Source organism: Photobacterium toruni, assembly GCF_024529955.1.
Taxonomy (GTDB): Bacteria; Pseudomonadota; Gammaproteobacteria; order Enterobacterales; family Vibrionaceae; genus Photobacterium; species Photobacterium toruni.
Map to the genome: position 1 here is coordinate 1,322,554 of NZ_AP024854.1, position 14,670 is coordinate 1,337,223.

General features: G+C 37.1%; 11 protein-coding genes and 1 riboswitch. Of the genes, 4 read left to right on the top strand and 7 right to left on the bottom strand.

Going from position 1 to position 14,670, the window contains the following annotated elements; translation table 11 throughout:
* Window positions 1–141: 141 nt before the first annotated feature.
* On the bottom strand, window positions 142–1,134 hold the full coding sequence (locus OC457_RS06285; RefSeq protein ID WP_080174687.1) for a DUF2860 family protein: 993 nt from the start codon (window positions 1,132–1,134) through the stop codon (window positions 142–144).
* Window positions 1,135–1,582: 448 nt separating this feature from the next.
* Here OC457_RS06285 and OC457_RS06290 point away from each other — a divergent pair, with 448 nt between their 5' ends.
* On the top strand, window positions 1,583–2,785 hold the full coding sequence (locus OC457_RS06290; RefSeq protein ID WP_080174688.1) for a patatin-like phospholipase family protein: 1,203 nt from the start codon (window positions 1,583–1,585) through the stop codon (window positions 2,783–2,785).
* A 76-nt stretch (window positions 2,786–2,861) separates the two neighbouring features.
* On the opposite strand, the gene OC457_RS06295 is transcribed toward OC457_RS06290, so the two are convergent.
* The 5 genes from OC457_RS06295 to OC457_RS06315 all read right to left on the bottom strand — a co-directional run bounded on the left by OC457_RS06295 (window position 2,862) and on the right by OC457_RS06315 (window position 9,916).
* A complete protein-coding gene (locus OC457_RS06295; RefSeq protein WP_080174689.1) occupies window positions 2,862–5,339 on the bottom strand; it encodes a VolA/Pla-1 family phospholipase in 2,478 nt (825 codons plus the stop codon).
* A 34-nt stretch (window positions 5,340–5,373) separates the two neighbouring features.
* Window positions 5,374–6,609 carry an outer membrane protein transport protein gene (locus tag OC457_RS06300; protein ID WP_080174690.1) on the bottom strand — a complete coding sequence of 412 codons (1,236 nt, stop codon included), beginning with the start codon at window positions 6,607–6,609 and terminating at the stop codon, window positions 5,374–5,376.
* A gap of 349 nt (window positions 6,610–6,958) precedes the next feature.
* Window positions 6,959–7,867 carry a manganese-dependent inorganic pyrophosphatase gene (locus OC457_RS06305; RefSeq protein WP_080174691.1) on the bottom strand — a complete coding sequence of 303 codons (909 nt, stop codon included), beginning with the start codon at window positions 7,865–7,867 and terminating at the stop codon, window positions 6,959–6,961.
* Between the two features lie 248 nt (window positions 7,868–8,115).
* Window positions 8,116–9,120 (bottom strand): GGGtGRT protein, encoded by a 1,005-nt coding sequence (locus OC457_RS06310; protein ID WP_080174692.1) that lies wholly within the window; start codon window positions 9,118–9,120, stop codon window positions 8,116–8,118.
* Window positions 9,121–9,223: 103 nt separating this feature from the next.
* Complete coding sequence (locus OC457_RS06315; RefSeq protein WP_080157628.1) at window positions 9,224–9,916, bottom strand: iron-sulfur cluster assembly scaffold protein; 693 nt, start codon at window positions 9,914–9,916, stop codon at window positions 9,224–9,226.
* Window positions 9,917–10,133: 217 nt separating this feature from the next.
* Window positions 10,134–10,208: riboswitch (Fluoride riboswitch) on the bottom strand.
* A gap of 845 nt (window positions 10,209–11,053) precedes the next feature.
* Between OC457_RS06315 and OC457_RS06320 the strand changes: the two genes are divergently transcribed.
* Both OC457_RS06320 and emrD read left to right on the top strand, forming a co-directional pair.
* The gene (locus OC457_RS06320; RefSeq protein WP_080174693.1) at window positions 11,054–11,650 is read left to right on the top strand and encodes a GTP cyclohydrolase II; all 597 of its coding nucleotides are present in this window, start codon (window positions 11,054–11,056) and stop codon (window positions 11,648–11,650) included.
* Window positions 11,651–11,991: 341 nt separating this feature from the next.
* Window positions 11,992–13,206: a multidrug efflux MFS transporter EmrD gene (gene emrD, locus OC457_RS06325; RefSeq protein WP_080174694.1), complete on the top strand. Its 1,215-nt coding sequence runs from the start codon at window positions 11,992–11,994 to the stop codon at window positions 13,204–13,206.
* A gap of 132 nt (window positions 13,207–13,338) precedes the next feature.
* Here the strand turns inward: emrD and OC457_RS06330 are convergent, their stop codons facing one another.
* A complete protein-coding gene (locus tag OC457_RS06330; protein WP_036794328.1) occupies window positions 13,339–13,665 on the bottom strand; it encodes an HI1450 family dsDNA-mimic protein in 327 nt (108 codons plus the stop codon).
* 215 nt (window positions 13,666–13,880) lie between these two features.
* On the opposite strand from OC457_RS06330, the gene OC457_RS06335 reads away from it, so the two are divergent.
* Window positions 13,881–14,651 carry a nucleotidyltransferase domain-containing protein gene (locus OC457_RS06335; protein WP_235866938.1) on the top strand — a complete coding sequence of 257 codons (771 nt, stop codon included), beginning with the start codon at window positions 13,881–13,883 and terminating at the stop codon, window positions 14,649–14,651.
* The last annotated feature ends 19 nt before the right edge of the window (window positions 14,652–14,670 follow it).

Here is a 14,670-nt window from a genome sequence, read left to right on the forward strand (position 1 = left end):
AACGTTTCCATAACGTTGGCAAAGTATAGTCAATCTAATCGATATTTTGAACGATGTCTCGAATTATTTCGACATCAGCAAAATATAACGATGCTAAGTGAAGCCAATTAATTAAACAATGCCACCATTATGATACTGTTATTAGAACTTATAATTTAAACCTGCACTAACCAATATATCGTTACTATCATAAAAGTTTATATTGGATTGTGTTAAATTATAGCCAATAAGAGAGACTGCGCCCCAATTTTTCCAGTTAAATGGTTGGTTATATTCATAAGCTAAGAATGCTCCAAATTTATTATCTTGTTGTTTTTTATTAAATACGGGATTAGCTAAGTCAAATAATGCTCTTTTGTAATTTAAAGTAAATGCAAAACTTGATTGTGGTAATAACTGAATAATAGTGGCTGCTACACCATATATATTATTACGCATAGCGTGACCATCAGCATTAATATTTGTGAAATTGATGGCAGTACGTAAAATTAAGCTACGACTAAATGGTTGCGTGTAAGAAGCTTCAGTATAAAGAATGTTCGCATTACGATTGAGCGTTGCTTGTTGGTTAGTTGTCAGTGAAAGTGATGGGTTACTGCCGCTGTGTTCATGATCAATACTAAACTTACCATAAGCAACTTGACCTGAAAAACGAGAACCACGAATGTTATCGAGTTTAATATTTAACGCGTTAATGTTGGTATCAGTTTTTGCGCGTTTTATATCTTGTAGGTAAGGGTCTTGCCATGTTTTTTGGGACAGTAAGCCGGGGATATAGCTCAGTGTTAGCATTGAATTATCAGTAAATTTTTGTCTATATCCCGCTTCAACATGAAATCGACCAAGAGCAATATCAGATCGGTTAGTACCAAAGTACAGTTGATTATAGCTATCTTTAAATGTGTAACTTAGGCTACCAATGGGAGCAACGAACATTTTATTCTGATTGTCACCATTATTGTTTAAATTTGAAGTGGTGTGATTATCACTATTAAACTGTGAATCTGATTTGCTGAAACCCACCATTAAAGACATATCACCGCCAAATCCAGGCGTCCAATCAACAGGTTTTGCGAGTGCCGTGGTGGAGACTATTGTGGCCGCAACTAAGCTGACAGTGAGAAATGGTTTCATTCTTTTTCCTATAATATAAGTTATCTAATTATTAGATTGTCATCATATATAGAATATAAGGGATCTATTTATTTGCATAGTGTAGCATAATAAAAAATATTCTTTATTGATGATAATGTATTGTGTGCGTACTGTTGTAATGATCGCAATTGATATTGCTTTTAGTTACAACTTGAACATAGACTTAATTTAATGTTTTGTTCCATATTTTAGAGGAATTTATGATGAATATTGAATTTAAAATTACAGTAATGACTGTCACTATCGTGCTCTTCACATTAGCATGCTACGGCATAGTTGCTGTATATGCATAATAAGAAATAAAGATATTCTTAAGTCATAACATAAATATTTTTTAGCATTATTTCTTATTGGTATGTACTGGTTGTATATTCGACTCTCCTATATAGTAATGTATGCTAGTTTGCATATTTAATAGGGAGAAGAAATGAATTATCTTCCGTTTAGCTTACGTGATTTTAATGAAAAATCGGTTGCTGATTTTTCTTCGACGCTTCACATCACATCGCATAAGAAAATTGCATTAATTGTGCAAGGGGGAGGTCAACGCGGAATATTTTCTGCGGGTGTGCTTGATAGCTTTCTCGAACATCAATTTGACCCCTTTGAGTTGTATATTGGTACTTCTGCTGGGGCGCTTAATTTATCTTCTTTCATTAGTCGCCAGCCACGATTTGGCTATCATTTTATTCGTGACGTATCGATGGATGATAAATTTTTTAATCTTTATAAATACCTCAGCAAGCAACAGCCGATGAACTTAGAGTGGGCATTACAGCAAGTGTCAGCTTCTGGTTTATATCCGCTTGATATCGCCACCGCCCATAAAACATTAGCGCACAGAACGGCTCTTGCATGTGCGACTCGTAAAGACACTCTGCAAGATTATTATCTACCAATGTACCAACAAGGCTGGCGAGATGTGCTGTTAGCATCGTGCGCGATACCATTACTTTATAATCAACCCGTTAATATGAACGATCTTCAATGGGTTGATGGTGGTGTTAGTGCGGCCATTCCCGTTAAGGAAGCATGGCGGCGCGGGGCTGATTTAGTGGTCGTTATTCGTACTGAACCGCTAGAAGATAGTTACGTAGAAACGAGTCGTAGTGAAGATCGGGGTATTTTTGATGATTGGCGAGAAAATATTGAAACTCAATTACCTTATTATTTTGATAAATTAAGCCTTAATGAGTCAGTAGATAAAATTAAAAATATCCATCAAGAATTGAGTCTGCGATTTGAACAATGGCGACAATCTTATTGGGAAGATGAAACGACTGATTCTCAATCGACTAAATCAGTTTCTAAAAAAGGGTGGTTTTCACAGTTAAATATTGATCGGCTATTAGCGCTAACTGGGCAGGGAGCAAATTCTGAAATATTAGAAATGTTAGCGCGTTATCATCATACTTATCGGGATGTGAATGATTTTTTAGTTAATCCACCTCAGGGGTTACAAGTCATTCAAATTGCGCCAGAGAAGACGTTAAATAGTCGTGCATTACTGAGTAGTTATGAAGATTTGGAGCTTGATTATCAGCAGGGAAAGGAAATTGGTGAGCAGTTCGTAACGTCTTTTTCACAGTTATTGAATCAAAAGACTAGTTTGATGCAGCATTTGCGTTAGAGTTGTTGAATAAAAAAGCCTTGATAACCAGAGCGATATATACGCATAAGATTATCAAGGCCGTTGACTTGGCAAGTTATTTATTTAAAAAATCAGCCATATCTTTTTGCATGTTTATTGTGGTTTCTTTTGATTTTTCGATGGAAAATAAAAGATTGCCATCTTTATCTTTACGAGGTGGAACAATCTCTAGTAACGAGGTATGGTTTCCATCTGCATAACTTTTATTTGATATAGTTAATGTGTTTTGCTCTTCGTGTATCGATTTTAAACGCTCAATAAGTGGCAGCGTTCCTGTAAATGGTGAGTAAGGTAAGATAGTCTTATCTGGTTTATTAGGGATAGTTGTATCACCATCAGCCATTTGGATAAAAATAGAGATAGGTTTATTAAGTTTATATTGTGGTTTTGCGAAGTTAATTGGATCAACAGGATCCATTACTGTTTGGGCTGCATAGGCAAATTTAACGTAAGTTTCAGTCCATTTAGTAATTAAAGCGGGTGATTGCTTTTTGATTTCATTTTTATAACACGTACTAATATCTTGCGATTGCGTAGCAACACATATTTTAATTGTTTTAAGAAAATCGCCAGTCTCTATTACATCTGGTGTGATTTGTATTGGAGCTGTAACTGTACTTTGTAAAACCCCCGCTTTTAAAAGACCACCAAAACTGCCTGAGTTTAATAGTAAGTAAGGGATCTCTGCACCAGGGTTCGCTAATGCAAGTTTATTGATGGTAAAGTATTGCTTATCAAACGTTGGGTTCATCGTTGGACGGTTAGCAATATTGCCGACATTGGTACCGACTATTGCACCTAATGAGTGACCAGTAAAACTCACACCGCTATTAGGGTTTAACATGTCTAACGGTGATGATGCGGAGTTATTATCTAGCTGTTTTTGTTTTATTGTGCTGAATAATTTACCAATAGATGCTCTAAGGTTCACGACATCAATCGTACTTTGACGTAAGTTATCACGTGCGACGGTTAAATTAGTTAGATTTAAATAAGCAGCAGAATTGCCATTCTTACCTGATGCGGAACCAATTATATTACCGGCAGCATCTTTAAGTACATTATGGTTGGTATCTTTGATACTGCGATCGCCATGCAACGGTAGATTTATCGCAAAAATTGCGCGACATTGATTGCCAATTAACGTTTCAGCTAACGATGGTAAACCATCACTGTGTGCGGTTAATACACTTTTATCAGCAGTAATACCGTGTTGGAAAATAGTGACATCATTAGCGCCTAGAGTCTGACATTTTTTACTACTTGGTAAAACTAAAGTGTAATCAATTGTCTGTACTGATTTAAGTTCAGGAACAGCACTATAGCGGGTAATTAGACGCTTAGGATCGAGTTGATTACCATTAGCTAAATAAAGTGTTTTACCCATTAAGCGAGTGAGCACTTTAATTTGTACTTGTGGGTGTGTTGCCACTTGTGCCATATCTGTTAATGTAACTTTTGCGTCTGCTAATTGGGCAACAATGGTCGCTTTATCTGCATCACTGCCATTGCTTAATACATATTTAATCTTAGCAAGGCTTGGCATACCACTTTGCCAAGGGGTATTCATAAATTTGTTAGCGCGAATATCTAGGTAGTACGGTAATGAAAGAGTACCTTGATAGATAGTGACATTACTTTTCTTATCAACTTCTTCTGGATCGTTAACTTTTACAGGTTGAGAGAACGTAAATAATGTTGAAAGCTGCTTGGGAGTCACGGTTTTGGCAATAGCAGAACCTTGCCATACGTTGTGAGCGCCAGCATTTATGGCTTCTTCAGTTGCCATTTTCGCAGCAAATAACATATCACCAGATGATAACGTCGTAAACCATGAAGAGAAGATAATATCACGCTTTTGTATAATACCGTGGAAGGCTTCTTCCGTGGCATGGGTGATTTTTTGTGCAGGCAATAATGCTGGTGCTGGTGGCAGATTATTTGATTTTAATAAAGCGTATGAATTACTCATACCGACAGCCTGACCATTTATATCTTTTAAATCATCAGTAACGGCGTACATGTAGTTACTAGCAGGATCTAATGGTTTAAGCAGTATCACAATTAAACTGTGACCAGATACTTGAAGAGTAAAATCTTTATTTTGTTGAGATAATAGAGTCGGCTTTGTTGTATCGTCAGGGTTAGTTGGATCACCTGATTTGATTAAATAAAAGCTATTTTCCGCAGGTGATTTATCAAGATCCTTACCTGTGAAATTAATGGTGATTGGTTGAGTGGTACTCCAACCATCTGTTTGACCCATGGCAACTAAGGGATCTGATGTATTAGTTTGATCTGACGCCATTGTTTCTGTTGCAAGGGTGCCATCTTGTGCATCCATCGCTAAATATGTGGGTAATATTAATTTCTTATTAGTAGATAATAGATCAAAATTTACTTTTGTTTCTGCATGTAAACTTGCCGCGATATTTGGATCAATCGGTGATTGGTTTTCTAATGTACCATCACTTTTACATCCTATTAAACTTAATGCAGAAGTGACTAATAATGCTATTGAACGTATTTTCATTGTGATTCCTAATGATTTTATAGTTTATTTCGCATTAAAAGCGGTAGTTAATTTGAGCAGCAGCAAGGTAAGCTTTGCCTGATGAAGTGAAACGATCTAGTTCATTCATTGGTGCTGGTGTTTGCTCTACAAAATTAGCTTTTTTGCTGTGAATATATGAAACACCAAGATCAACTGATAGAGCAGGATTGTAATGATAAGTTGCACCTGCTGAATACCAATAACGATCAGTATCAGGAATACTTAATGTTGGCTGTCCTGCATTTTGATCAATGGCAAAACCATAGCGCAGTGTCCACGTTGGGTTTAAGGTGTATGTAGTACCGACAGCCCAACGATAAGTGTCTTTGAAATTTTCTTTTTTAACAAAACAAGTTCCTGTTTTACATTGAGAACTGATTGCTCTAATTTCTTTAAATTTGTTGTATTGAGTCCATTGTACGCTATAGCTAATTGCCCATTGTGGGTTTAACTGGTGGAAGCCTGAAAATTCAGCAATAGCAGGAAGAGGAAGATTAAGATTAGCGGCAACCGTTTCATTTGGCTTTGAAGTTGCTTTTCCCAAGTAGTCAGTAAAATGGCCTTTAAAATTGAGATCTACTTGTGAGCGGTAACTTAATCCAAAACGGTTATTATTATCGAGTTCATATAATGCACCAATATTCCAGCCCCAACTCCAATCGGTACCATCCATATTAATAAGATTATTGCTTGGCGCAGCGTAAGCTGAAGAGCCGAAACGACGATTAAATTCTGCTGTGCCATAAACAAGGCTAACACCAGCACCAATGCTTAATTGGGGCGATAGACGATAAGCAATATTAGGATTAAAGTTAACGGTTTCTAATGCAGTTTTACCAGCAAGGCTACCTGCTTGCATCGCCGTAGGATACTCAGTGGTTACACCATAGTTACTAAAAATAGCTAGGCCAATTGCAGTTTTCTCATTAATTGGCTGAATATAATAAGCAGCAGGAACAATACTTATTGGCGAAATATCTTTTACTGTTTCACCGTGAGTATGATCATTAATATTAATTGATGGATTAATGACACTCATTACACCTGAAACTTCAGCCTGTTTAAAACGTGTCATTGCTGCAGGGTTACGTGCTAATACTGCTGCGGTATCAGCTATTGCAGCATCACCAGCGTATGCACGACCGAGGCCTGCCGCTGAGTGTTCTGATACTTGATAGCCAGCAGCATGGGCTTGGTTTGAAAGTGCCGCTGTAATAATGAAGGCGATATGTTTTTTATTTATGGACATTATACTGTCTCTCTATAATTTCTAGTAGCTTCTTGTTCACCCTTCAAAGAAGGCTGGATTTTAAAGAGAGAGGATTATAGTTATACCTCAAGAGAATAATAAGTAAATGTAGACAAATATCACAATAAAATGGTTTGTTTGCTTATACTTTGCTCATTGTGGCGATTAATAGAGACGTTTTTATTGATTAAATAATTAAAGTATTTGCTCTAATATCAGAAATGTTGTAGGGGTTTTTATTATACGAATGGCCTTGATAGTAATTTGAGGGCGGTGTTTTCGATGATTTAAACCAAAAAAAAGGCTCTAAGAAAGAACCTTTTTTGTTATTAATAACTAGTTAATATAATTATTTTGCAAGTACTGTTTGTAGCCAAGGCCAGCCTTGTTTTTTACGGCTTAGGGTATTTTCCATCATTAATACACCGTCAGTTGCGTGTGTATCGAGGATATGATTCCAATCACCTGTGTAAAGTAGGCGTGTAGTGCTGGTTGTGATGTCTGTTAGCATCAATGCAGCCATACCTAGGCCATCTTCGTCGCAACGACGTTGAAGATCTGCTTGAAGTTCTTCGATCATGCTATCAACTTGCTCAAGAGTCGCAAGTTCGATTTGACCAACAACAACATCACGATCATTGAAAGGGTAACCTTTAAGGTCTTTTTCAACTAATTGTGCAGCTGTTAGGCCTTTGATGTCAGTCTTAGCGATCAATAGTGCTTTGATGAATGATTCTAGATCTTGTACATCGGCGATTTGAGCAAGTGCGTGTACTGCGTCTTTATCTTTTTGCGTACACGTTGGAGATGCAAAACCTACTGTATCAGATAGGATAGCTGACATCATAAGAACGGCTAGTTCACGTGTGATCTCGTGACCTTCAATCTTGAATAAATTGAATAGCACTGTACAAGTACAGCCTACAGGCCAGATCCATGCTTCCATTGGGTTAATTGTCATTACATCACCTAGACGATGGTGGTCAACAATACCAACAACTTCAGCTTCAGCTAGGTCATCAGGTGCTTGAGCAAGATCTGAGTAGTCAACTAACCATACTTTCTCACCAGCAACACTTGTGCGTAGTTCTGGAGCAGTAACACCAGCTAGCTCAAGGATGTGTAGAGTTTCACGGTTCATTTCGCCTTGACGAATTGCTGTTGCCTCAAGACCACGAGCCTTAAGGAATGCTGTACAAACTAGTGCAGAACAAATGCTGTCACTATCTGGGTTTTTGTGACCTACAACTTGGATCATGATATTTCCTTTACTTTATCTGTAACAGCATGGTGCTGTGTAACATATATAAGATTAACTTGATTCTTGCACGATTATACCTTGAAGAGACGTTGTTTTATAGGGATAAGCGAGATCAAGAACTTGGAATGGGGGAAGATTGTAGAGTATTTTGCAGAAATAACAATTAAGGATAAAAAATAAAGGCGCAAGTGTCTAATCTTGCGCCTTTTTCGTTATTTGAAGATAAAATCTTGTCTAACTATAGCTTATGCTTTTTGAGCTTGCTCAATCGCAACAGCAACAGCAACAGTTGCACCAACCATTGGGTTGTTACCCATACCAATAAGACCCATCATTTCAACGTGAGCTGGTACAGATGAAGAACCTGCAAACTGAGCGTCAGAGTGCATACGACCCATAGTATCAGTAAGACCGTAAGATGCTGGACCTGCTGCAACGTTATCAGGGTGAAGTGTACGACCAGTACCGCCGCCTGATGCTACTGAGAAGTAAGCTTTGCCTGCTTCTAGACGTTCTTTTTTGTACGTACCAGCAACAGGGTGTTGGAAACGTGTTGGGTTAGTTGAGTTACCAGTGATTGAGATATCAACGTTTTCACGGTGCATAATTGCAACACCTTCACGTACATCATCAGAACCGTAACAGTTGATGTCACCACGTTGTGTTTTAGAGAAACGACGCTCAGAAACAACGTTTAGTTCGCCAGTAACGTAATCGAATTTAGTTTCAACATAGTTGAAGCCGTTGATACGAGCGATTAGGTAAGCAGCATCTTTACCAAGACCGTTAAGAATAACGCGTAGTGGGTTAGTACGTACTTTGTTAGCGTTTAGAGCAATTTTGATTGCGCCTTCAGCTGCTGCAAATGATTCGTGACCAGCAAGGAATGCGAAACATTGTGTTTCGTTACTTAGTAGACGAGCGCCTAGACGACCGTGACCAAGGCCTACTTGACGTTGGTCAGCAACAGAACCAGGAATACAGAAAGTTTGTAGACCAAGACCTAGGAATTCAGCAGCTTCAGCAGCTGTTTTTGCACCTTCTTTAAGTGCAATAGCAGAACCTAAAACATAAGCCCAAGATGCGTTTTCAAACGCGATAGGTTGTGTTTCTTTTACGATGTTGTATGCATCAACACCATGTTCGTTACAGTAATCACGAGCTTCTTCTAGTGAAGCAAAACCATATTGCTCTAGTACTGGAGTGATTTTTTCAATACGACGATCAAAACTTTCAAATAATGCAGCCATGATGGAGTTTCCTCTAATTCGGTAAAAACAATTTCAGTGACGCTGTAACTCTTGAGAGAGTCAAAATAAAAACGCCATTTACTTGTGTGATATAGGTCTATGATTACTCGTGACGAGGATCAATAGTACGAGCTGCTTCATCAAAGCGACCGTATTGACCAGTAGCTTGTTCCATAGCTTCTGCTGCAGGAACGCCTTTACCAATAGATTCCATCATCTTACCTACGTTTACAAAACGGTAGCCGATGATTTCTTCGTTGTCATCTAATGCAACTTTAGTTACGTAACCTTCAGCCATCTCCATGTAACGAGGGCCTTTTGCACGAGTACCGTAATGTGTACCTACTTGGCTACGTAAACCTTTACCTAGATCTTCAAGACCAGCACCAATTGGTAGACCGTCTAAAGAGAATGCAGTTTGAGTACGACCGTAAACAAATTGAAGGAAGATTTCACGCATTGCAACGTTGATAGCGTCACAAACAAGGTCAGTGTTTAATGCTTCAAGGATAGTTTTACCAGTAAGAATTTCTGAAGCCATAGCAGCAGAGTGAGTCATACCAGAACAACCGATAGTTTCGATTAGTGCTTCTTCGATGATGCCATCTTTAACGTTAAGCGTTAGTTTTGCAGCACCTTGTTGAGGAGCACAAGCACCAACACCGTGGCTTAAACCAGAGATAGCAATAACATCTTTAGGGCTAACCCAGCGGCCTTCTACAGGAATTGGCGCTGACTCGTGTTGTGGACCACGAGAAATAGGACACATGTTTTGAACTTCACTTGAGTATTGCATTGCTCTGCCTCATAGACACCGCAGTATGAGTAATAAAATGATACAAATTGTAGGTATGTATTAAGCTATTACTGTTAGCAGTGTAGAATTGATAATTCGTTATCGTGCAGATAATAAGAAGAGGACATTATACGTAAACAACGTGGCGTGTTTGAAAAACGAATATCATTAAGTATTCAATAGATAAATAACACGGTCCTCGACTATTAAAAGCCGAATGTTGTCAGAAGTCATTATCCTTAAAGAAATTCAATAAGGCGGTTAAAGGAGGAACATCATCTCCCGCTATAAAGATTATTATAATAATTTATCATTTATAGCAACAAAATAGTTTTTATTCCCTATTTTGTTAATGAGATAAATATACGCTCTTTTATATAAATAATATTATTTAAATTATAAAAAAAAGATTTCAAATATGGAAATATTAATTGATAATGGTTTTTATTTATATTTTCAATATGAGGTGATTTAGCATAACTATATGATATTGTTGTTTTTATGTTGCTTTCAGTAAAAGTATAAATAACAAGGAATAATAATGTTAGGACTAGATGTATTATTATTTATACAACGTTAAATGATAATTGTTTTTATTAGAAGTGTAAGAAAGCTATTGCAAGACTTTATTTTTAACGGCGAGTTTTGTTTTTGAAATATAAATATTAATGTGTCTGTAAATTGTGAACAAATAATCGACTTTTTATTAACTATTTCTATGCGGGAGGTTATACATAAATTAAACTTTAATAAGAATTTTCCTTGATTCATTTATTAATAGCATTATTAAAAATACTATAATTTGAATTTTTTAGGGTAATGGATTAGGTCTCGTTGGTGAATGAATCCTTGAGTGATTTATTACATTCGCCGATAACATGTTAGATTAACCCTAAATTAAAAGGTGTATTTATTTTATTATTTTAACGGTAATATTATCTATCATCAGAAAGTGTTATAATATAACATACATGGTTGTGGTACTAAGTGGTAATGTAACGCATTCAAAATGAATATAGATTAATAATTCTGATTCATTTTGGATATAGTTGTTGTTAGTACCCTAATTTCGGTATTATTTAATCATAATCAAACACTCCGCTATGGTAGGGGTGTAAAGAAATGCTTAGGAAGAATATGGTAAATGTTAGGGCAAGAGTGCCTTTTAAAGTAGGTATTAACAGCAATATCCCCGCTGAATTGCTTTCATTCAATGGTCTTGAATCAGGTAAAGAGCATGTTGCCATTATTTTTCAAGGCGCGGATAAAACGTTAGCTCCTTTGGTTCGTATGCATTCTGAATGCTTGACGGGTGATGTGTTTCATTCTTCGCGTTGTGACTGTGGTGAACAACTTGATGAAACTATCGAAAAAATGGGTAAAGTTGGCGGTATCATTCTTTACTTGCGCCAAGAAGGGCGCGGGATTGGTTTATATAATAAAATTGATGCCTATGAATTACAAAGCCAAGGTATGAATACCTATGAGGCTAATAATTATCTGGGTTTTGATGACGATTTACGTGAATTTTCTGAAGCAGCCCAAATGTTAAGAGCCTTAGGGGTTAACGAAGTGCGTCTAGTGACGAATAATCCTAAAAAGATTTGTGACTTAGAAGAGCATAATATCAACATTGTTGAAGTTGTTGGTACGCAAGCACATATCAAAGATGGCAATGAAAATTATTTAAAAGTGAAAGCTTCACATGGTAAGCATCGCTTAAAGTTTGACTAACGTTAATTAAGTTAAACTAAATTGCCTCATAGTATTTTCTTTTTTATTAGAAGTATTATGAGGCTTTTTTACGGCCAAAAAATGAACTTAAATATAGCTGTTTATTAATGATTAGTTTTTCTAATGTAGATCATAATAAACTATCGTGCATTATGAACAAGATTCACTTGTTAGTTATTAGTCAGAAGACTACTATTTGCGCTTATTTTACAGGCATAGATACTATTTAAACGAACATGCTTCGTCTTTGATAGCAGAGCTACTCTATTCTATATTTTTCTTCTTATTTAATATGTTGATTATTAATAATTAACTAACAATATTAATCTTTTTTGAGGGTGATGGTTGTGATCAAGCAATCTTCGGCTGGTAACATGAGTAAGTTATTACTATTACTTATTATTTTAGTTGCTGTTGGACAAATGACACAAACAATGTATGTGCCAGCGATTCCAGATATGGCAACGTTTTTCTCTGTTAAATCGGCATACTTACAAACGGTAATGGCTGTATACCTTATCCCTTATGGGTTATCACAGTTTATTTATGGTCCATTATCTGATCGTATCGGTCGTCGCCCCGTAATTATTGCTGGTATGGTAATTTTTCTTATTGGTAGCATAGGAACATTACTATCATCTAACTTCCATTGGTTTTTAGTCGCAACATTTATTCAAGGTTGTGGTACGGGTTGTAGTGGCGCAATGTGTCGTACTGTGCCTCGTGATAGCTATGATGGTAATGATTTACACCAAGCAAATAGCCTAATTAGCATGGGAGTTATTTTATCTCCTCTAATTGCACCCGTTTTAGGGGGATACCTTGCTAAGCATTTTGGTTGGGAATCAGTGTATGCGTTTTTATTAGTCTTTGGTGTTGCCGTTACGATCGCGATGATGAGATATTTTAGTGAAACATTACCACCAGAAAAACGTCGTGCTGAACGTGTATTAGTGAGTTACCGTTATGTGTTAAGTAACCGCCGTTTTCAAGGATATGTGATTTGTCTGATTGCAACATTTGCGGGTATTGCAGTATTTGAAGCGTCGGCAGGGGTATTGCTTGGTAGTGTTCTAAAATTAGATCCTATTATTGTTAGTTGGTTGTTTATTTTACCATTACCTGGTTATTTAGGCGGAGCTTGGTTGTCAGGACGATTAGTTCGACGTTTAGGTGTTGATCGTGTGTTAGTTATCGGCATGATTGCACTTGTACTTGGTGCCGTAACTATTATTATTCCAGGTTTCGCAGGCTTAGTAACGATTAAGAGTCTTATTGGCGGCGCATTTTTGTATTTTGTTGGTACTGGTATGCTATGTCCTGTTGCGACAACAGCGGCAGTACAACCGTTTCCTAATCATGCAGGTACAGCTGGTGCAGTATTAGGTGGTTTGCAAAATGTGGGGGCAGGTACTGCAACATTGGCTGCGTCATTTATGAGTGCACAAAGCCAATTTAGTTTAGGTGTTGTTATGACTGTAATGGCGATTATCGTAATAATGAGCTTATGGTGGATCCGTTACAGTAAACAAGATACAACGATTCTTGCTCGTTAATAAAATGTGTTGTAATTAAATTGATCCGCTAATAGCTATGGTCAAAAAATAAAGGCGCAGGACCCATTTTCTCACTAGTTAATGTCTAGTTGAAAGTTGGTCCCGCGCCTTTTTTATGGGATAGCGATTGACTTAGTCACGCTTCCATAAAATGTGGCAACCTTTGTTTTCAGGATCACGGCTGATCAGCAAACGTGCGAACACATCATCAAGTTCGTCATTCTCTTCGTTAACTAAGCCTACACATACTTCTGCGTAAAGGTCTTTGTCGATTTCACATGCTAAATGTTCTTCCCAATCATCACGGGTTTCAACAACTTCAGCTGCGCCACGGTCATCAAATTGCATGGTGAAAAGCAATACGTCAGCTGGCTCTAAGTTATCCGCTGCCATTTCTAGGAAAATATCGTATGCAACGTCAATAACATCATCGTATGAAATAAGGTTTTCTGTTTCCATGATACTGATTGATCTCTATCTGTGTTTAGTGATGTTATTATACCGAAACCCTTAGAATATGCGATATTTAGCGATAGTCGTTAGTTATGCTGATGATTGTTATGCTTAAGATCGATATAGTAGAGGCGATTGTGGTGTGTATTCGGTAAGTTAATGGCCTAAAGTGATAATAAAATGCCATTAATGTGTATTGGTTGATGTTATGAGTATGTTTTGTGACTAAGTTTTTACCTTGTTTGGACAGTCAAACCACCTTTCAATTAGATTTTATGCCATTGCTCATGGCTGCTGTTATTGATTTACAATCTCAAGTGACGGTATTACACAGTATTTATCTTAATGGCAGTATTGCTTATCGGCAGGCAACAAAAGGACTTTCTGATCTAAATCTTACGGTAGTGATTACATCACCGTTAACGGTGGAAGAGCAACATCAAATAACGGTGATGTCACAGAGGTTGGTTCGAGATTATCCTGTGATTTCTGCGGTTGATATTACATGGATACTGCTTGATGAGGTGTTATCTATTGCTGCCATCTTTAAGTGGGGCTTTTGGTTAAAGCATTGTAGTGTATGTTTATATGGCACTAACCTTAGTGAACAATTTGGAAATTTTGAATCTTGTTGGGAAATAGCCAAAGCGTTTAACCATGATATTGAAGTGGCTTTAGTGGCAATAGAACAACAGATCAGACGCACTAAAAGTGTTAGTGAATATCAATATTATTGTCGCTGCGCGGGTAAAAAAATGCTCAGAAGTTGCTTTATGCTAGTGGCTATCGATGTTGATGATTGGGCATATACTGATCAACAATGTGCCGATTATTTCCTGACACGTTACTCGAATAAAACGACAGAAATTGAACGATTATTTGTATTAATTAATGGCCCACAAGTCCCCAAAAAAGCATCTCTTTTTATGCTATCGCAATTTGGGTCATGGATTGTTAATGAGTTTAATAATATCGAACGAAAAATTGGTTAATACTTGTTTTGTCGTATCA

Excerpts from the sequence above, each read along its gene's own strand:
- OC457_RS06330 (WP_036794328.1), bottom strand. The coding sequence starts at position 13,665 with ATGGAAACAGAAAACCTTATTTCATACGATGATGTTATTGACGTTGCA.
- OC457_RS06295 (WP_080174689.1), bottom strand. The coding sequence starts at position 5,339 with ATGAAAATACGTTCAATAGCATTATTAGTCACTTCTGCATTAAGTTTA.
- OC457_RS06310 (WP_080174692.1), bottom strand. The coding sequence starts at position 9,120 with ATGGCTGCATTATTTGAAAGTTTTGATCGTCGTATTGAAAAAATCACT.
- OC457_RS06315 (WP_080157628.1), bottom strand. The coding sequence starts at position 9,916 with ATGCAATACTCAAGTGAAGTTCAAAACATGTGTCCTATTTCTCGTGGT.
- OC457_RS06305 (WP_080174691.1), bottom strand. The coding sequence starts at position 7,867 with ATGATCCAAGTTGTAGGTCACAAAAACCCAGATAGTGACAGCATTTGT.
- OC457_RS06285 (WP_080174687.1), bottom strand. The coding sequence starts at position 1,134 with ATGAAACCATTTCTCACTGTCAGCTTAGTTGCGGCCACAATAGTCTCC.
- emrD (WP_080174694.1), top strand. The coding sequence starts at position 11,992 with ATGGTTGTGATCAAGCAATCTTCGGCTGGTAACATGAGTAAGTTATTA.
- OC457_RS06290 (WP_080174688.1), top strand. The coding sequence starts at position 1,583 with ATGAATTATCTTCCGTTTAGCTTACGTGATTTTAATGAAAAATCGGTT.
- OC457_RS06300 (WP_080174690.1), bottom strand. The coding sequence starts at position 6,609 with ATGTCCATAAATAAAAAACATATCGCCTTCATTATTACAGCGGCACTT.
- OC457_RS06320 (WP_080174693.1), top strand. The coding sequence starts at position 11,054 with ATGGTAAATGTTAGGGCAAGAGTGCCTTTTAAAGTAGGTATTAACAGC.